Source organism: Dechloromonas sp. ARDL1 (assembly GCF_051122455.1).
Classification (GTDB): Bacteria; Pseudomonadota; Gammaproteobacteria; order Burkholderiales; family Rhodocyclaceae; genus Azonexus.
Genome location: NZ_CP168939.1, coordinates 3715481 through 3733323 on the forward strand (window position 1 = coordinate 3715481; position 17843 = coordinate 3733323).

16 protein-coding genes are annotated in these 17843 nt (G+C 58.5%); 1 reads left to right on the forward strand and 15 read right to left on the reverse strand.

Annotated elements, in window-relative coordinates:
• Positions 1-49: 49 nt before the first annotated feature.
• On the reverse strand, positions 50-397 hold the full coding sequence (locus tag AB6Q56_RS18370) for a hypothetical protein (protein ID WP_434514486.1): 348 nt from the start codon (positions 395-397) through the stop codon (positions 50-52).
• A gap of 331 nt (positions 398-728) precedes the next feature.
• Between AB6Q56_RS18370 and rquA the strand changes: the two genes are divergently transcribed.
• A complete protein-coding gene (rquA, locus tag AB6Q56_RS18375) occupies positions 729-1490 on the forward strand; it encodes a rhodoquinone biosynthesis methyltransferase RquA (RefSeq protein ID WP_434514487.1) in 762 nt (253 codons plus the stop codon).
• Between the two features lie 43 nt (positions 1491-1533).
• Here the strand turns inward: rquA and AB6Q56_RS18380 are convergent, their stop codons facing one another.
• From AB6Q56_RS18380 to AB6Q56_RS18445, 14 genes are all read right to left on the reverse strand, one after another.
• Positions 1534-2835 carry a type II restriction endonuclease gene (locus tag AB6Q56_RS18380; protein ID WP_434514488.1) on the reverse strand — a complete coding sequence of 434 codons (1302 nt, stop codon included), beginning with the start codon at positions 2833-2835 and terminating at the stop codon, positions 1534-1536.
• Between the two features lie 95 nt (positions 2836-2930).
• Positions 2931-3458 (reverse strand): YHS domain-containing protein, encoded by a 528-nt coding sequence (locus AB6Q56_RS18385; RefSeq protein ID WP_434514489.1) that lies wholly within the window; start codon positions 3456-3458, stop codon positions 2931-2933.
• A 332-nt stretch (positions 3459-3790) separates the two neighbouring features.
• Positions 3791-5890 (reverse strand): TonB-dependent receptor, encoded by a 2100-nt coding sequence (locus AB6Q56_RS18390; RefSeq protein WP_434514490.1) that lies wholly within the window; start codon positions 5888-5890, stop codon positions 3791-3793.
• A gap of 64 nt (positions 5891-5954) precedes the next feature.
• A complete protein-coding gene (locus AB6Q56_RS18395) occupies positions 5955-6242 on the reverse strand; it encodes a hypothetical protein (RefSeq protein WP_434514491.1) in 288 nt (95 codons plus the stop codon).
• A gap of 186 nt (positions 6243-6428) precedes the next feature.
• A complete protein-coding gene (locus AB6Q56_RS18400; RefSeq protein WP_434514492.1) occupies positions 6429-6773 on the reverse strand; it encodes a hypothetical protein in 345 nt (114 codons plus the stop codon).
• Between the two features lie 276 nt (positions 6774-7049).
• Positions 7050-7448, reverse strand: coding sequence for a c-type cytochrome (locus AB6Q56_RS18405; RefSeq protein ID WP_434514493.1), 399 nt, complete (start codon positions 7446-7448; stop codon positions 7050-7052).
• Positions 7441-7683, reverse strand: a complete 243-nt coding sequence (locus AB6Q56_RS18410; protein ID WP_434514494.1) for a DUF2933 domain-containing protein — start codon at positions 7681-7683, stop codon at positions 7441-7443. Before AB6Q56_RS18410 ends, AB6Q56_RS18405 begins: the two co-directional genes overlap by 8 nt.
• A gap of 165 nt (positions 7684-7848) precedes the next feature.
• On the reverse strand, positions 7849-8244 hold the full coding sequence (cueR, locus tag AB6Q56_RS18415) for a Cu(I)-responsive transcriptional regulator (protein ID WP_434514495.1): 396 nt from the start codon (positions 8242-8244) through the stop codon (positions 7849-7851).
• A 14-nt stretch (positions 8245-8258) separates the two neighbouring features.
• Entirely contained in the window at positions 8259-10703 is a 2445-nt protein-coding gene (locus AB6Q56_RS18420) for a heavy metal translocating P-type ATPase (RefSeq protein ID WP_434514496.1), read from the reverse strand.
• A 149-nt stretch (positions 10704-10852) separates the two neighbouring features.
• Positions 10853-13987 carry an efflux RND transporter permease subunit gene (locus tag AB6Q56_RS18425; RefSeq protein WP_434514497.1) on the reverse strand — a complete coding sequence of 1045 codons (3135 nt, stop codon included), beginning with the start codon at positions 13985-13987 and terminating at the stop codon, positions 10853-10855.
• Between the two features lie 11 nt (positions 13988-13998).
• Positions 13999-15633, reverse strand: coding sequence for an efflux RND transporter periplasmic adaptor subunit (locus AB6Q56_RS18430; protein ID WP_434514498.1), 1635 nt, complete (start codon positions 15631-15633; stop codon positions 13999-14001).
• The gene (locus tag AB6Q56_RS18435; protein WP_434514499.1) at positions 15630-16901 is read right to left on the reverse strand and encodes a TolC family protein; all 1272 of its coding nucleotides are present in this window, start codon (positions 16899-16901) and stop codon (positions 15630-15632) included. The genes AB6Q56_RS18430 and AB6Q56_RS18435 overlap by 4 nt, the downstream gene beginning before the upstream one ends.
• A 76-nt stretch (positions 16902-16977) precedes the next feature.
• Positions 16978-17319 carry a copper-binding protein gene (locus tag AB6Q56_RS18440; RefSeq protein WP_434514500.1) on the reverse strand — a complete coding sequence of 114 codons (342 nt, stop codon included), beginning with the start codon at positions 17317-17319 and terminating at the stop codon, positions 16978-16980.
• A gap of 24 nt (positions 17320-17343) precedes the next feature.
• The gene (locus AB6Q56_RS18445) at positions 17344-17781 is read right to left on the reverse strand and encodes a DUF411 domain-containing protein (protein ID WP_434514501.1); all 438 of its coding nucleotides are present in this window, start codon (positions 17779-17781) and stop codon (positions 17344-17346) included.
• Positions 17782-17843 lie beyond the last annotated feature (62 nt).

Here is a 17843-nt window from a genome sequence, read left to right on the forward strand (position 1 = left end):
CCCTGCCTGCCGAGGGCTCTCTCTTTTCGGCCGTGATCATTCAGGCTCGTTATTTAACTGGGGTTCCTGCAAGCTGGCGATGGGCGTCAGCGAGCTGGCGTGCTTCCTTGGCCGCGTTAGTAAACTGGTCACGCAGGGAACGACAATGCGCAGCCATCGCAGGTAGATCGAACTTGGGACGACCGGCGTAGGAGGCGGCCATTTTTTCGTGCTGCGCGGCTTCGCTCTCGTAACTGGCTGCTTTCTGCGTGAAGTAATCCGCTATTTTTTGATGATCAGCAGGCGTCGAAGCGTTGGCAATACTCGCCGGAATCTCACTGGCCGTGGGTACGGAACTACAAGCAGCCAGGGTTGCCAAGGATAAACTGATGATAAGAATACCAAGTCTTGATTTCATGTTCACTCTCCTATGAGTAACCAAATGAGATAGAGCATGAACCTTGCTAGCTGTCGAGAACATGACCAGCGGATTACGGCTTGGTTGGAAAAAAGTCAGGTGATTTCGGAGAAGGCATAGACAGAAATTTGGCTTGGCGAGATCCAATCGATCAATCGCAGCCCCATCTGCAGCGATTTTTATGATATTTCCGATAACGACGATGATGAATTTGTAATCAGCCGGTTAGGGAGATGTCAGCTACCTGGTCGCATACTTGATACTGCAAGCGATGGCTTAGCTTAGCGATGCACTACTTCAGACATACTGGGAAACGGCCACGGACAGCAAAGTGAAGGATGACACGCAGCTGGGGTTGTTCCGAGCGGACCAGAAAACCGCGTTTGAGCGGGATGGCGACCCCAAGCGGAGTCCTGAATACCACTGGTATGACGGTGTGGCGAACTATCTGGTCGACGTCTATGACTGGGCTTATGTCAATCCGAAGTGGGTCAAGTGGCTAGACCATTGCATGGTAGTTCGTCTCCTGCTTTTCGGTAATGATGCGCGGCTGATGCAACTCTATCTCGACGCGATACGACCGGGCATGAAAGTGTGGCAGGTGGCACATGTCTATGGTGATCTGGTGCAGCGTGTCGCGGCCCGGGTCGGCCCACAGGGCAAATTTCATCTGACCGATGTGACCCCCATCCAGATTGAACACGGGCGCAATAAGCTGGCGGATTTCCCTTGGAGCCGGGTCATCCGGGCAGATGCAGGAACCTTTGATCCGGAATCCGACTACGACCTCATTTGCTGCTTCTTCCTTTTGCATGAAGTGCCTGAAGAAAAGAAGCGCCAGGTCGTCGCGCACATGTTGGAATGCCTGACTACAAATGGCAAATTGCTATTCGTCGACTATCATCGACCGGCATGGTGGCAACCGGTGCGTTGGATACTGATGGGTGTGAATGCTTGGCTGGAACCTTTTGCTGATGCGCTGTGGCAACATGACATCAGAGATTATTCCAGCCATCCGGAACATTTTACTTGGCGCAAGCAAACGCTCTTTGGTGGAACTTATCAAGCTGCATGGGTCGAGCGCAGAAGCTAAGAATTATCGGCTGCAATTTTGGCGATTATCCAATTGGCACTTCTCAGGCAAGGCTACCGTTAATATTGAGCATTCTGGAAATGCTCAAGATGGGTTTCAGTCCCGATCCAAAACGAATGATTGCATCCTGCTGCGCCCGGAGTTCACCATAAGGCAGATACCTGAAATTCAGTTTCCCAATTTTTGAAAATGCCGGCCGCCGAATCTGTTGTCTGACATCATTTTCACGACCATCGGGGGCTACTAGAAACAGGGCATCGCAAGAATCGAGGCCACTGCCGTAGGCAAGATCGAGAAGGCGGACAATTCCCGAATAAATTGAGGTCGTATGTTCGACCTCGAATGCGGCAACAACCTTTCCGCTGCCAGGCTCCAACCAGACGACATCGATCAATCTGATGGAGTCCGCGCCCGGCTGGCCGGCCAAGCCATCAGGGAGCATCGCCAGGCAACCGTCCCCCAGGACACCATTGCCATGTGGGCGATTGCGGTCATTGGCGGCGATCCAGACGGAAAACCCCAAGGCCATTCCGATGTCGCGCAGGCTTCCTTGTACCTGGGTATGGGTTTGGTCATTCCCTTCGGCTGAGGCAATGGCTTTTTGCTGCGCTGCAGTCTCTTCGCGAACCCAGGCCAAATCCTGTCGCCAAATTCGCTCTGCCTCCGCGTTTCCATCGATGGGTGGCGCCGTATAGCGTCCCGAACCGATATCGAACAGCAGACCGGCAACCGCTCCAAGATCATTCGACAGGAGCTGACGGTGCTCGGCATTGAGCGCGATGATGCCTTGGCGCATGGTCAAGTAGTGATCCCACCTGCCCAATTTGACCTTGGAACCGGTCAAGGCGTTGTAACCATTGACGATGGCGGTATTGAAGGGCGGGACCAGGGTGGGATGGATGAAATACAGCAGATTGGCGACCGCCGGACCCAGTCCCTTAATGTTCAAGGCATCGATATCATTGATGGCCTGGATGATCCCATCGACGCTGTCACAACAGTTGCACGAGTGCAGCAGGCGAGCAAACGCTCGTTGGTTCTCCCGGTGCTCATAGATATCGGGAATGCGCAGTTTGGGCTTCCACAGGAAGGCATGCTCAGCCCCCTTAAAAATCTGCCGCTGTTCGGCCACGGAGGCAACGACGGTTTCCAGGGACGATCCGCGATAGGCATTGCCAAAGCTACCAGCCTCGATGTCTCGGACGACCTCCGCGATGCCACGACGGATGGAGCGAAAATTCTTCAGGCGCTCCGTCCATAGAAACCAGGTTGAATAAGTGCTGTGCGGATCGTCCTTCCACCGCGCAATCAGGTCGCTGATCTGGCTATTCATGGTCATGGCCATCTATGAAAACAGCAACTCTATCGGCGAAATCCTCACCAGCAAAGAGGCTGTCTTTATCCGACGACACTAAGTCGTTCAATGACCCGGTGCAGCGACTAGCGAAGCCTTACTGGTGGGCGATTACAGCAGGCCCCCGTTGCCGGATGAGCGGCGTTTTCCAGTTCGTTGGATTCGGCACTTTTCCAGAGCCATCGCCTCAAAGCATGGACTCCTTCCTTGAAGTGCACGTCTTCAGTTGCAGCCACGGCTTCGATCTGCGTGAGAACCGTTAGCCGCAGATCGTATTCGACGATCAAGCGATCGTTTTCGCAAGTGACGGATGAAACACCGATCATTTCCTGGAGCCGTTGGCACACAAGTGGCAGATTCGCCTGATTTCCATCCACCACCCTCAACTTTCGGCGTTTCAGAATTGGTCGAATATCCGCCAACCGCTGTGGCCCGGTATATAACGCAGGGATGTCAACAAAACGCTCTTGGCAATGCCCCGAGCAAAAGTGATAGGTGACGCCGTGGTAGACAAGGGAACGGGAATTCTGAGCTAGCTCCACCTGCTTGCCACAGACGGGGTCGCGTCCCGTCGTCATCCTTAGGTTTTGCATTTGCTCCTCTATTTTGCTCATTGCGATACTTCTGTTTCCGCGACAGTAGGACCAGTTTGCACTTGTTCGAATACTGGACGCCCCTCTGCCAACGCACTAGTCTTGCAGACGATCACGGTATCGACTTCGCGCAGGTACTCAAAATGATTGTTGTGCAGTCAGTATGCTGCCCATAGGCTGTCGTCTGCATAACATGAGGATTACAAATTGGTCACCGCAATGCCGGTTTGGAACTGGCTTATACACTTAATTTTCGCATACTGCATGACACTGAACCCCAGGGCCAGGCGGAAGGAAAACGCCCCGACCCAGGTCCGCAATATGGCCTGCATGCCAGCTCTTTCAGACGGGGTTCAGAAAGTGCTGCGTACCCCAACCAGGATGCCGCGTCCCGGCAACGGCGCGATATCTTTCAGGAAGGAGGTATGCACCCGCGCTTCCTGATTGAACAGGTTGTTGCCCTTGAGGAACATCTCCAGGTTCATCGCCTGCGCCTTAATGCGGTAGGTTAGCGCTGCATTGACCAACGTGTAGCTGTCGGTTGGCAATTCGTTGGCAGCGACACGGCTCTGTTTGAAGACATGATTGACATCGAGTCGGGCACCGAAGCTGCCGCGCTGGTAGTCGAGACCGACGCCCAGACGGAGCGGCGAGATACGCGGCAGTGGCTCGCCCGTATCGCGGTTCGTCGCCCTAACGTAGTCGCCACGCAGGTTGAGATCGAGGTTCCCGGTCCCTTCGTACACCCGGAATTTGCCTTCCGTTTCGAGACCGCGGAACTCGGCCTTGACAGTGCGATAAAGCCCTTCCGGGAGAATTTTGTCGCCTGCCGCGGTTACGCCGCCGCCAACATCCGCGGGGTTGAGTTCGCCGTCCGTAGCTCGCGTATTGCCGCTGCTCATCACCGTGATGTAATTCTCAAACCGATTGTAGAAGCCGCCGATGCTTGCCGAATGCTGACCCGAACGCCAGCGCAGTTGAACATCGAGGCCGTTCGACTTCTCCTTGTTCAGAGACGTATCGCCGATCTCATACTGTCCGGTAGCGGTATGGGGGCCGTTGGAGAAAAGCTCGGCGTAGGTCGGTGCCCGCTCGGTGTGCGCCAGATTGGCGGCCAGATTCAAACTCTGTGTCAGGCTGTAGAGGATGCCGACGGCACCACTCTGGTCGAAAAAACTGCGGGTCTGGTCCGAGCCGAAACGGGGCAGATCGGTATTTGGGTCGAGCGGTCCACCGCCGGCCGAAGCCACCTTGGCTCGTTCGAGGCGCCCGCCGAAGGTGAATTTGGTGCGGCCGACTGTCGTTTCTTCGTAGAGGAAAAGCGCCGCGCTGTCGGTATCGATTTTAGGTAAGAGGGCTTCTTCTCCGAGGGCCGAGAAATTGACGCTGGAAAGCTGCACCCCGAAGGCGCCGGTGAGCGGCCCCAGCTTGGCGTGGGTCGCCTCGATCCGGCCTTCATAGCCTTTGTTTTTGAAGGTGGTCGCCACGGTACCACTCTCCAGTTCCTGATGCTGGTAATCGGTGTAGCCGTACTTGAACTTCACGGCTTCGATGAAGGAGCCCAGTTCACGCATTTCCCCGGCGGCATCCCAACGGGAACTCTGCATATCGAGACGGACGTTCGGTTCGGCCACCGAGCCGTAATTGGTCTTGAAGTCGGCATAGGAGACGCCCACATACCCGTTGTCGAAAGTGAGCGATGAGCCCAGCGCTCCGCTGTCCCCATGCGCCGAGCTGTTCGGCAGGCGGTCCCGGGGCTGATCCTGGCCAGGGCCGTCCAGGGCACGCTGGCTGCTAGAACGGGCGAAGCCGGGAATCTGCACATCGTCATTGCGGCGCGAGCTGATGTCGGCATGGAAGGCGATCCGGCCATTGCCGCCTTCGAGTACCGCAGCGCCGCTCTGCTCGTTGTCGGCACCACCGAAGCGCGGCTCAAAGCGTCCGCTGACGCCCTGAACGGCCTCCTGGGGGATGCGGTTGTCGAGGACATTGACCACGCCGCCGACTGCGGTCCCGCCATAGAGCAAGGCCGCGGGACCGCGGACGACCTCGATACGGTCCACCACCAGCGGATCGACGGTGGAGGCATGGTCGGGACTCAAGGCCGACACGTCCAGCATACCGGTGCCGTTCTGCAGGATCCGGATACGGTCTGAGTCGAGGCCGCGGATCACCGGACGGCTCGCGCTGGGGCCGAAGTAGGTAGAACTGACGCCCGGCAGGTTGGCGACGGTTTCTCCCAGGGTACTCTCCCGGCGCAAGGTCAGGTCCCGCCCGCCCAGGACAGAAACCGGGGCGGCCAGGTCAAACAAGGCGCTTCCCAGCGGATTGGCGGTGACAACGACCGGAGCCAATTCAGTAGGTTGGTCGGAGGGAGTCGCTCCTTGGGCGAGAGCGGCGGGTGCGGTAAACGCGAGGGCAGCCGCAGCAGCGGCCTTTTTGGTAACAATCATGATCTTCTCCGAAAAGCGATAACTGCCCTCCCGGTCGGAAAGGCTCATTAACAAGGTGAATCGTTCAGAGAAGAATTACGGGCGGTGCGCGCTGACTGGTGATGGGCGCCGGCAGGTGGCTGCGGGCGAAGAACGATAAGGCTTCCGGGATCAGCACCAAGCTGACCACCGGCGGCAACGATGCCACTCCAGGCAGTGCGGACCCGAGGTCGTGCGCCGCCAGACAGAGCTCGCAAGCGTGGGCTGGCAAGGCGCCATCTTTCGCCACCGCATGCTCGACCGCATGCGCCCCAGCCGCCCATTGGGCAAAAACCAGGGCGACAACGAACAGGAGGTGGCGCAGGGGATTCATCAGATGCAGTTTCGTTACGGCATATTCATCGCAGGGTGCATGGAAATTTCGTCCTGCGAGCGAGCGAGCGTGCGTGCGGGTTGGGCAAGATCCACCTGCTTGCCGCAGACGGGATTAAGGGCAGTAGTCATCCGTTGATTTTGCATCTGCTAAATTTCGCCGTTCTACTGGCCAGCATTCGCCTGTTCAGTTGGACAAACCGGCGGCCATCTGGCGGTGTGCCTTTTCCAGGGAACGCGCTTCCTTAGCCGCGGCAGTGAAACCTTCCTGCAGCGAATGGCAATGGGATACGAATGAAACAGGCCCTCGTGGGTAACCTCCGTAGGAGTTGGCGTTCTTCTCGTGCCAAGAGGCCTCTTCTTCGTGGCCGGAGGCTTTCTGGCCGTAAAAATCTGCGATCCGCCGATGGTCGGCTGCTGTCGAAGCGCTGGCGACAGCAGCCGAAAAATCCGGGGCCGGTATCATGGTACATGCAGCAAGCACTAGCGGGAGCAAGCTCAACAGGCCGGTGGCTATTCGGTTGGCACGCATGTTTACCTCCAATCAGGACGGTGTGATGGCGGAAGTATGCAGCCGGAACACTGACGCGCTCATGGCTTTGACATGACAAATATGTCACCGCAATGTCATCAAGAAGGACGGTGCTCAATCCGTTTCGATCAACGGCTCGACACTTGTTTACCGATGTTAACGCTTCTCCAAACCCATTGAACCGATCTTCCCACCTGATCGCTCATCGCAAACGCAAAGCGTTGCCAAGTACGCTGACCGACGACAAGGTCATGGGAAGTCATAGCAACTCCTGTCTTATTGAATACCTACCTTGCGCTGTTCGGCACGTACATAGGCAGTAATGTGCGCGACATCATCCGGTGTCACCTTGGGGACTGGGGCCATGTCACCATAAGGCCAGTGGTGGGCTCGAACACCATTCTTCGCAGCGAGTTGGAAAGCGGCGTTGCCATGGTGCGAGGGTTCATAAATCTTGTGCAAAAGTGGCGGCCCCTTCTTGTCGCCTTTATCCACGCCTTTCATATCTGCACCGTGGCAGCTTGCACAATTCTGTAAAAACAGGGTTTTCCCTTGAGCCGGATTTGGCATCAACCCGGGACTTGGCTGCGGCACCTGCCAGCCCTGAGCGAAGGACAGGCTAGCCATCAGCGAGAGCAACGCGCCGCAACCGACTTTGTTATAGCGTTTAATCATTCGAATCTCCCGACTTTCCACGATGACCATGTCCCCCATGCCCAAACAGATGCATCAATGGGCAAAGCAGGAGCAACAAGTAAATCCAGCGGCCGGCAAGATGTTCCCAGTGTTCGCGGATCAGGAAAAAAACGAGAATCACCGCCAGCATAGCGATAGCGATTGAGGCGCTGGAGCGGTACCAAGGCCTTGTATGTGAATGGGTGTCCGCAGACATGTTGAACCCTCTTGGCATGGTGTATTCAGTGAAAGCTCAGGTTAGTGACCATGCCCGGCGTGAGATTCGGGAGCGCCGCCCGAATATCCCGTGCCGGCACATCCCGCCAATAGAACAACGACTGCTGTCGTAGCAACGATCAAACATTTTTTCAGCATGACAACCTTCCTTTTCTGTAAAGAATCATTTTGGGTTTCCCGCCAGGTTTTCCAGAATCGGGCAATCCGGGCGTTCATCACCGTGGCAGCAACTGACCAGGTGGGAGAGCGCGTTCTTCATCGACAGTAATTCCTCAAGCTTCCTGTCCAGATAATCCAGGTGCTGCCTGGCCAACACCTTGACCTCGCGGCTGGAACGGGCCTGGTCTTGCCACAAACTTACCAAGTTCCGGATTTCTTCAATCGAAAAACCCAAATCACGGGAGCGCCGGATAAACAGCAAGGTACGAACATCCTTTTCACTATACTGACGATAGCCAGCGTCCGAGCGACTAGCGGGAGGCAACAGGCCCACGCTCTCGTAATGCCGGATCATCTTGGCCGAAACGCCGGAAGCTTTCGCTGCATCGCCAATGTTCATCTCGCGCTCCTTGCTTACGCCGTCGCCGCCCCACGCCAGCGGCGCAGCAGCAATGCATTGGTAACAACGCTGACACTACTGAAAGCCATCGCCGCGCCGGCAACGACTGGATTGAGCATGCCCAGCGCGGCGAGCGGGATGCCCAGCACGTTGTAGGCAAACGCCCAGAACAAGCCTTGCTTGATCTTGGCGTAGGTCCGACGCGAGACGTCGAACGAGTCCGCGACCAGTCGCGGGTCGCCTCGCATCAGGGTGATACCGGCGGCTTCCATGGCGACATCCGTACCCGTCGACATGCTCAGACCGACATCGGCGGCGACCAGGCTCGGCGCATCATTCAGCCCATCGCCGACCATCGCCACGATGTATCCCTGGTCGCGAAGCTCCTGGACGATGCTTGCCTTGTCACCGGGCAGCAACTCGGCGCGCACTTCGTCGATGCCCAATTCCTCGGCTACCGCATGGGCGCTGCCCGGATTGTCTCCGGTGAGCATCACCGTCTTGATGCCCAGTCCATGGAGTCTCGCCATCGCCTGGTAGGAAGCAGGTTTGATGGTGTCGCCAAAGGCCAGCAACCCCAGCAACTCGGTTGATACCGCGTCCAGCCGAAGCAACCACGATACGGTTCGGCCTTCACCGGCTAAATGCGCAGCACGATCCGCCAAGGCACCTGAAGTGATCCCTTGTTCCTGAAGCAGGCGCGTGCTACCCAAGAGATAGCGTCGGCCCTCGACCGTCCCTTGAATCCCCCTGCCGGGAAGTGCCTTGGCTTCCCCGGCATCCGGAACCGCAACGCCGCATTGCCTGGCCACCTCGATGACGGCATGCGCCAACGGATGGTCGCTGGTCTTCTGGAGCGCTGCCGAGATGCGTAAGACCTCGCTGCTGCCAACGCCATCAGCAGCTTCATAGGCGACCAAGGCCGGCTTGCCTTCGGTCAGCGTTCCGGTTTTGTCGAAGGCAACGGCGGTCACCGAGTGAGCCAGTTCGAGCGCTTCGGCATCCTTGATCAGAATACCTTGGCGAGCGGCAACACCGGTCCCGGCCATGATCGCGGTCGGTGTCGCCAGCCCCAGCGCACAGGGACAGGCAATGACCAGTACCGCTACCGCATTGATCAGGGATTCCTCCCAATTTCCCGTGGCCAGCATCCACCCGGCAAAAGTAGCCAGGGCGATGACCAGAACGACTGGAACAAAGACTGCGCTGACCTGGTCGACAATACGCTGGATCGGCGCCTTCGCGGCCTGCGCCGATTCGACCATCCGAATGATGCGGGCTAGGGTGGTTTCAGTGCCGACAGCCATCGTTTTTACCCGAACCAGTCCTTCGCCATTGACGGAGCCGCCCGTGACCCGGTCACCGACATTCTTCGAGACCGGAAGGCTCTCGCCGGTAATCAGGGATTCATCGACGTGACTTTGACCATCCAGGATTTCGCCATCAACCGGCATGCGCTCGCCGGGTCGGATGACAACGACGTCACCGATCGCGACTTGCTCAATCGGCGTGCTGACTTCGTGATCCTCGACCCAAACCCGGGCAACCGTTGGGCGTAGCGCATTCAGCGCCCGAATGGCGTCGGCAGTCTGCCTTTTGGCCCGGGCTTCGAGCCACTTGCCCAACAGGACAAGCGTGATCACTGCGGCCGATGCTTCGAAATACAAATGATGAATTGCCTGGTCACCATTTCTGACCAGGAGATAGAGCGATAGTCCATACGCGGCGGAGGTGCCTAGGGCAATCAGCAAATCCATGTTCCCGGAACGGGCCTTGAGCGCACCCCAGCCCGCCCGGTAAAAGCGCCAGCCCAGCCAGAATTGAACCGGTGTCGCCAAGGCCCATTGCAGCCATCCGGCCACCATCCACTCAATGGAGAAAAGCTTCAGTACCATGGGCGTAACGAGCGGGAGCGTCAGCAGCGTGCTGAGCAGCACCGGCCACCACTCCGGCAATCCGTGTTTCGCCTGAGCTTGCAATGGGGTAGCCTCGACGGCTTTAGCGGTATATCCGGCTTTTTGCACGGCAGCGACTAGCGTTGCGAACGACACGCCTGAAAGCGCCTCGATCGTGGCTTGTTCGGTAGCTAGGTTGACTGAAGCTCGGAGGACTCCGGGGAGTTTGAGCAGTGCCTTTTCAATCCTCCCGGCGCAGGATGCACAACTCATCCCTTCGATCTGAAGTTCAAAGGACGAGGTTTTGGCTTTGTAGCCAGCAGACTTTATAGCTTCCACCAAGCTGCTGGCGCTCACCTCGCTGGATGCCCGAATTGCAGCCACTTCCGTGGCAAGGTTCACGCTGACATCGTACACGCCAGGTAGCTGACTGATCGCCTTCTCAACCCGTGAAACGCAGGATGCGCAACTCATACCCCCCACACTCAAGTGGAGGTCGTGGACGGCGATATTTGAAACGTTGTCGGTCATTGGAATCTCCATCGGTCTAAGCATGGGATCCATCCTGAAGCTTCCAACAATGGGAAGGTCAAGCACTTTCGAACACTTTTCCAGATAGAGGAGCCATCCGCATTTCTTTGTTTCATATGGATGGCTCCTTTTCTGTAGGCACTGACTCAAGCAATGCACAGGTGAGGCAGCGGTAGATGTCCTCAGCTTTCCAGATTCCGGTTGAGCCGCCACTGCTTGACCAAGGCATAGATCGCCGGAATGACGGCCAGGGTCAGCACCGTCGAGGAAATCATGCCGCCGACCATTGGCGCTGCGATACGACTCATGACCTCGGATCCGGTGCCGGTTCCCCACATGATGGGCAGAAGGCCGGCCATGATGGCGACCACCGTCATCATCTTGGGTCGAACCCGCTCAACAGCGCCTTCCATGATGGCCTCGTAGAGATCGTGCACGCTGGGCGTCTGCCCCTCGGTGCGGCGCTTGGCTTTCAGTTCCTCCCAGGCGTGGTCGAGGTAGATCAGCATCACGACGCCGGTCTCGGCGGCAACCCCTGCCAGCGCGATGAAGCCGACGGCAACAGCAACCGACAGGTTGTACCCAAGCAGCCACATCAGCCAGACGCCGCCGACCAGTGCGAACGGTACGGAAAGCATGACGATGATGGTCTCGGTCAGGCGCTTGAAATTGAGGTAGAGCAGCAGGAAGATGATGAGCAGTGTGACCGGCACGACGACCTTCATTTTCTCGATGGCCCGCTCCATCGACTCGAACTGGCCGCTCCAGGTCGCGTAGTAACCCGGCGGGAACTTGACCTTCTCGGCAACTGCCTTCTTGGCATCGGCCACATAGCCGCCGATATCGCGGTCACGGATGTCGACAAAGATATAGGCCGAGAGCAGTGCATTCTCGGTGCGGATGCCCGGTGTGCCCTTGGCGACCTCGACCTTGGCCAGTTGGCCGAGCGGAATCATCGCACCCTCCATGGTCGGTACCAGCACTTCACGGGCGATTTGCTGGGGATCGGCACGCAACTCACGCGGATAGCGTACGGTCACGCCGAAACGCTCGCGGCCTTCAACTGTCGTGGTCACCATCTCGCCACCCAAGGCCTGACCGATGATCTCCTGCAGGTCGCCGACCGCCAGCCCGTAACGAGCCAACTGGGCGCGATCCGGCTCGATGTTGAGGTAGAAACCGCCAGTGATGCGCTCGGCAAAGGCCGAGGTTGTTCCGGGCACCGTTTTGACCACGGTTTCGATTTCACGGGCCAGTTTTTCCATCTCGCCGAGATCCTTGCCGAAGACCTTGATGCCGATCGGCGTGCGGATACCGGTGGACAGCATGTCGATACGGGCCTTGATCGGCATCGTCCAGGCGTTCGACACGCCGGGGAACTGCAGTGCCTTGTCCATCTCGGCGATCAGCTTGTCGGTGGTCATCCCCGGTCGCCATTCGGATTCCGGCTTGAGGTTGATCACCGTCTCGAACATCTCGGTCGGCGCCGGGTCGGTGGCGGTGTTGGCGCGGCCGGCCTTGCCGTAGACCGAGGCAACTTCCGGGAAGCTCTTGATGATCTTGTTCTGTGTCTGCAGCAGCTCGGCAGCCTTGGTGATCGACATGCCGGGCAAGGAAGCTGGCATGTAGAACAAGGTGCCTTCGTTGAGCGTCGGCATGAACTCCGAACCCAGCTTGCTGGCGGGGTAGATCGAGACGGCCAGTGCGATCAAGGCGGCGACGATGGTCGTTTTCTTCCACTGCATGACACCGGCGATGATCGGCCGATAAGCCCAGATCAATGCACGATTTACCGGGTTCTTCGCCTCCGGCATGATCTTGCCGCGAATGAAGATCATCATCAGCACTGGTACCAAGGTAACCGACAGCAGCGCCGCACCCGCCATGGCGAAAGTCTTGGTGAAGGCGAGCGGTGCGAACAGGCGACCCTCCTGGGCTTCCAGCGTAAAGACGGGCAGGAAGGACACGGTGATGATGAGCAGAGAGAAGAACAGCGCCGGCCCAACTTCCTTACAAGCGGCGATCATCGCCTCGATTCGCTCGCCGTGCGTATGATCTTCCGGCAAGCGCTCGATGTGCTTGTGCGCATTCTCGATCATCACGATCGCCGCATCGATCATCGCGCCGATGGCGATGGCGATGCCGCCCAGGCTCATCAGGTTGGAGTTCATGCCGAGCAGACGCATCGAAATGAAGGCGATCAGGACGCCGACCGGCAGCATCAGGATGGCAACCAGCGCACTACGGAAATGCAGCAGGAAAACAATACAGACCAGCGCGACGATCAGGCTTTCCTCGATCAGCGTGCGCTTTAGGGTATCGATGGCGCGGTGGATCAGTTCGGAGCGGTCGTAGACCGTCTCGATGGTCACGCCCTCGGGCAGGCCGGCCGAGATTTCGCCGATCTTGTCCTTGAGGTTGTGGATGACCTCCAGTGCATTCTGTCCGTAACGCGCCATGGCGATCCCGGAGACGACTTCACCTTCGCCGTTGAGTTCGGTCAGACCGCGCCGCTCGTCGGGCGCCAGTTCGACGCGGGCAATGTCGCGGACTAGAACCGGCGTTCCGCCTTGTGCCTTGACGACGAGATTCTCGATATCGGCGGTGCCGCGCAGATAGCCCTTGCCGCGCACCATGTATTCGGTTTCGGCCATTTCGACCACACGACCGCCAACATCTCGGTTCGAGTCGCGGATCACTTTGGAAACGGCGGCCAGCGGAATGCCATAGGCACGCAGTTTCACCGGATCGACGGTGACCTGGTAGGTCTGTACGAAACCGCCGATCGAGGCGACTTCGGCGACGCCATGAGCCTTGGTCAGCTGGTAGCGCAGATACCAATCCTGCAGCGTGCGCAGTTCGGCCAGCGTCTTGTCCTTGGCCAGCACGGCATATTGATAGACCCAACCGACCCCGGTTGCATCCGGGCCGATCTGCGGCGTCACGCCCTTGGGCATGCGGCCGGCGGCGAAATTGAGGTATTCCAGCACCCGCGAGCGGGCCCAGTAGATATCGGTGCCGTCCTCGAAAATGATGTAGACGAAGGAGGCGCCGAAGAAGGAGAAGCCGCGCACGACCTTCGATTTCGGCACCGACAGCATCGCCGTGGTCAACGGATAGGTCACCTGGTCCTCGACCACCTGCGGCGCCTGGCCGGGGTACTCGGTATAGACGATGACCTGAACATCAGAGAGATCGGGCAGCGCGTCGAGCGGCGTCTTCATGACAGCGACGACACCGCCGACAACGACGAACAACGTGGCGAGCAGGACGAGGAAGCGGTTGCGCCCCGACCATTCAATGATTTTGGCGAGCATGACGACCCCTATCAGTGTCCGGCGTGAGGATTCGCGGTCTTGCTGGCACCAGGTTTGATCGCGGTGACCACCCATTCACCCGGCTTGCGTTCGACGAACTCGAAGTTGATCGCTAATCCCGGCTTAATCCCGGAAAGCAACCCGGGGTTAGCCAGAGTGAACTCCATGGTCATCCCCGGCCACTTGAGGCTGGGAATCGGCCCGTGGGCAATGGAGATCGTGGTGGCCTTGACATCGAATCCCTCGACCGTACCTTCTGCCTGATGGCCGACGACTGCTGGCTTGCTTTCCTGGTGGCCGGCGTGTTCTCCGGCCGGTGCTGCTGCGGCAGCATCCTGTTTGGGTGCGCTGCCACCATGGCTGGCATGGCCAAAGCCACCGACGGCTGCCTTGAGGTTGCTTTCCGCATCGATCAGGAAATTGGCAGCGACCACCACCGGTTCCCCGTTCTTGACGCCTTCCTGCACCTCGACGTAGTTGTCGCTACGCTGCCCGAGCTTGACTTCACGCGGCTCGAATCGTCCTTCCTTGGCCTGGACCAGTACGATACGGCGGGTACCGCTGTCGATGACCGCTGAGGTCGGTACGGTCACGACCTCCCCCTTGCCGCCCACCGGCAGTTCAACCTGGGCGAACATCGCCGGTTTCAGAAGTTGTCCCGGATTCTGCAATTCGACGCGCACCGGCACCGTGCGCGTTTCCGACTTCAGGGTCGGATAGACGTAGGTGATCGTGCCTTCGAAAGTCTTGTCCGGGTAGGCATTGATGCGCACCTTCGCCTTGGCCCCTGTTTTGACTTGTCCGATGTCCTGTTCAAACACATCGGCAACGACCCAGACGGCAGACAGATCAGCCACCTGATAAAGGGCTTCGCCTGGCATGAAACGCACGCCTTGCAACGCCTTCTTCTCGGTCACGATGCCAGCGACCGGGGAGCGGAAGGTCAGCGTCCGGCGGGCCTCGCCCGACTTGGCCAGCGCCTTGACCTGCTCTTCCGAAATATCCCAGTTCTTGAGGCGTAGCAGACTGGAATCGGCCAGTTGCTTCATGCCGTCCTGGGCGGAGCCGCCAGCCCCCTTGAGGGATTCGACCCCTTGGGCGGCAATCGCGTATTCGCGCTGGGCCGAAACCAGTTCAGGGCTATAGACCTCGAACAGCGGTTGTCCCTTGCCGACCGGCTGGCCGGTGACGTTGACGTGCAAGCGTTCGACATAGCCCTCGAATTTGGGGGAAATCGCATAGATACGGCGCTCGTCGGGTTCGACCCGACCTGCCGCCCGCACGACCTTGTCGAGTGCGCGCAATTGCGCGGCTTCGGTGCGCACCCCAAGTTTCTGCACTTTCTCGACACTGATCTTGATCTGGTTGGCCGCTGCCGGTTCGTCGTCCTGTTCGCCTTCGTAGACCGGGATATAGTCCATCCCCATCGGGTCTTTCTTGGGTACCGGCGAGGTGTCGGGCAAGCCCATCGGATTGCGATAGTAGAGAAGCTTACGTTCTTTTTTGGCCGATTCACTGGCTGCCACGGCCGCGGGCGCGCCGGAAGCCTGATGCGTTGCGTTCTTGCTGCCTCCCAGCCAATATCCGCCACCCGCCGCGATGGCAACCGCCAATACCCCGAGGCTCAGTCCAGCACTCTTGTTCATAGTTCTTCCCCTAGCAGTCGTTCGATTTCGGCCAGTCGCACCTGGGCGTCGACCTGAGCCTTGAATTGATTTTGTTTGGCCTGACGGATTTGCCGCTGGGCGTCGAGCAAGGTGGCGAAGTCCACCTTGCCGGTCTCATAGCCGGCCAGCGCCGCCTGGAAGGTCAGTTCCGATTGCGGAATCAGGCTGCTGGCCAGCAGGTTCTCGGTGCGGCGAGCCGCCTCCAGGCCTGCCAGGCTTTCCGCCAGATCGGCAGTCACCTGGTTGGTCGTGGCTTCCTTGCGGGCGCGGGCGGCATTCAGCATCGACTCCGATTCGCGCTCCTGGGAGCGACGCGACGCCTGTTGCAGCGGGATATTCAGTTCGACCATCAATTCCCATTCCCTGATGGTGTTTTGATACTGGATGGGCGATACACCCAGCGTGAAATCGGGGTAGCGGTTCTTGAAGGTCAGGTCGCGTGTTTTTTCGGCTGCCTTGATTTTCGATTCATCGGCAAAAAGCTGTGGGTTCTTGGCGCGAACCCGCTCTTCAAGCCCAGCGAAATCGAGCATGGCCGGTGCCGGCAGTTTGCGTAACTGGCTCGGTTCGGCCAGTTGGGCGGTAGTCGGGCGGGACAGCAAGGCGTTCAAGCGAGCCCGCAAATATTGTTGTTCGGATTCCAGACCGATCAATTCGTTGCGCATATTGGTCTGTTCGACCTGAGCGCGAATGACGTCCTGCTGAGCGGCCAGCCCGCCGGCGTAGCGAACCTGGGCAACCTTCTCCAGGCGCATCATCAAATCGAGGATTTCCCGAGTCAGACGCTCGTTTTGCCGCAGGTAATAAAGTTGGGAAAAATTGACCTTGATGCGCCCGGCAATATCGGCCCAAGCCCCCAACGCACGCCCTTTGGCACCGTCCGCTTCCAGTTCGGCAATCTCGCGCTTGAGATCGCGCTTGCCATACCAAGGGATGTCCTGCATCAGGAGGTAGCGGGTGCTCCCGACACGGCTTGGCGAGAGCGTTGCGTTTTGCTCGCCAAAACGGGTGATGTCGCGCAACTCGGTGCGGAACTTGGGGTCGGGCAAGGCGCCGGCCGGCACCACACGTTCCGCCGAAGCATCCGCTTCCGCCTGCATCGCGGCAAATTCCGGGTTGCGTGACTTGGCGTAGCTCAGCAGGCTATCGACGTTAGCACCCGGCGCGACTTCCTGCGCCAGGACGGGCGCCCCGAAGCCGATCGCGCTGAATAGCGTGATGATGGTTAGGTGTCGGAACCGACGCATGCGACCTCCCTCAGATACTCGATGTCAAGGAACGGTACGGATCGCCAGGCAATCCAGTACCGCTCCGGATTTTTTGTTATTTGGCCGCTTCGAAGTGGACAACGGTGATCGCACCATTGACGTTATCAGCCATGAAACGGATTTTATCCCCGGTTTTCATCTGGTCGAGCCATGCGGCATTACTGACCTTGAAGACCATGGTCATGGCCGGCATGTTCAGGTTGGTCAGCGGGCCATGGGAGAGCGTGACCTTGCCGGCCGCCTTGTCGACTTTCTTGACCTGGCCGTCGACCATCTGCATTTCTGCTGCACCGGCTTGCGCCACACCATGACCGGCATGGTCACCGGCCGCATAGGCAGGCAGTCCGGCAAGCGAAGCAAAGGCAATCAGGGCGGTGGCGATAAGGTTCTTGTTCATGGGGTTTCTCCTGTTGGGTGTGAATCAGTGCTTGGCAAAAATAGTAGCTTCTCCGCCGGCCTGAACCAGCAGCGTGTTGTAAGGAACCGGTCGGACGCTTTCCATGCCGGGGGATCCGGGGGGCATCGACGGTACCGCGATGCCGACGGCCTTGGGCTTTTCCTTGAGCAGGCGCTGGACATCGGCCGCCGGGACATGCCCCTCGACGACATAGCCGCCTACCTTGGCCGTATGGCAGGAACCGAAGCGCTCCGGCATGCCCAATGTCTTGCGGGCCAAGGGGATATTCATGACGCTGTGGGTGCGGACTTCGAAGCCAGCATCCTTCATGTGATCGACCCACTTGCCGCAACAGCCGCAATTCGGGCTCTTGTAGACATCAATGACCTCTGCCGCCGAAGCGGTAGTCGCGCCAACCCCAAAAAGGGCGAGCATTGCAAGAGCTAAGAGGGATCGATTCATGACATCTGCTCCGTTTCGATGAGGTGAGCGCAGTATGCCGATCCCAGACCAACAAACAGCTG

Bases quoted from the DNA above. Each gene is read 5' to 3' on its own strand.
- AB6Q56_RS18370 (WP_434514486.1), bottom strand. From the start codon at position 397: ATGAAATCAAGACTTGGTATTCTTATCATCAGTTTATCCTTGGCAACC.
- AB6Q56_RS18380 (WP_434514488.1), bottom strand. From the start codon at position 2,835: ATGGCCATGACCATGAATAGCCAGATCAGCGACCTGATTGCGCGGTGG.
- AB6Q56_RS18385 (WP_434514489.1), bottom strand. From the start codon at position 3,458: ATGAGCAAAATAGAGGAGCAAATGCAAAACCTAAGGATGACGACGGGA.
- AB6Q56_RS18390 (WP_434514490.1), bottom strand. From the start codon at position 5,890: ATGATTGTTACCAAAAAGGCCGCTGCTGCGGCTGCCCTCGCGTTTACC.
- AB6Q56_RS18395 (WP_434514491.1), bottom strand. From the start codon at position 6,242: ATGAATCCCCTGCGCCACCTCCTGTTCGTTGTCGCCCTGGTTTTTGCC.
- AB6Q56_RS18400 (WP_434514492.1), bottom strand. From the start codon at position 6,773: ATGCGTGCCAACCGAATAGCCACCGGCCTGTTGAGCTTGCTCCCGCTA.
- AB6Q56_RS18405 (WP_434514493.1), bottom strand. From the start codon at position 7,448: ATGATTAAACGCTATAACAAAGTCGGTTGCGGCGCGTTGCTCTCGCTG.
- AB6Q56_RS18410 (WP_434514494.1), bottom strand. From the start codon at position 7,683: ATGCCAAGAGGGTTCAACATGTCTGCGGACACCCATTCACATACAAGG.
- cueR (WP_434514495.1), bottom strand. From the start codon at position 8,244: ATGAACATTGGCGATGCAGCGAAAGCTTCCGGCGTTTCGGCCAAGATG.
- AB6Q56_RS18420 (WP_434514496.1), bottom strand. From the start codon at position 10,703: ATGGATCCCATGCTTAGACCGATGGAGATTCCAATGACCGACAACGTT.
- AB6Q56_RS18425 (WP_434514497.1), bottom strand. From the start codon at position 13,987: ATGCTCGCCAAAATCATTGAATGGTCGGGGCGCAACCGCTTCCTCGTC.
- AB6Q56_RS18430 (WP_434514498.1), bottom strand. From the start codon at position 15,633: ATGAACAAGAGTGCTGGACTGAGCCTCGGGGTATTGGCGGTTGCCATC.
- AB6Q56_RS18435 (WP_434514499.1), bottom strand. From the start codon at position 16,901: ATGCGTCGGTTCCGACACCTAACCATCATCACGCTATTCAGCGCGATC.
- AB6Q56_RS18440 (WP_434514500.1), bottom strand. From the start codon at position 17,319: ATGAACAAGAACCTTATCGCCACCGCCCTGATTGCCTTTGCTTCGCTT.
- AB6Q56_RS18445 (WP_434514501.1), bottom strand. From the start codon at position 17,781: ATGAATCGATCCCTCTTAGCTCTTGCAATGCTCGCCCTTTTTGGGGTT.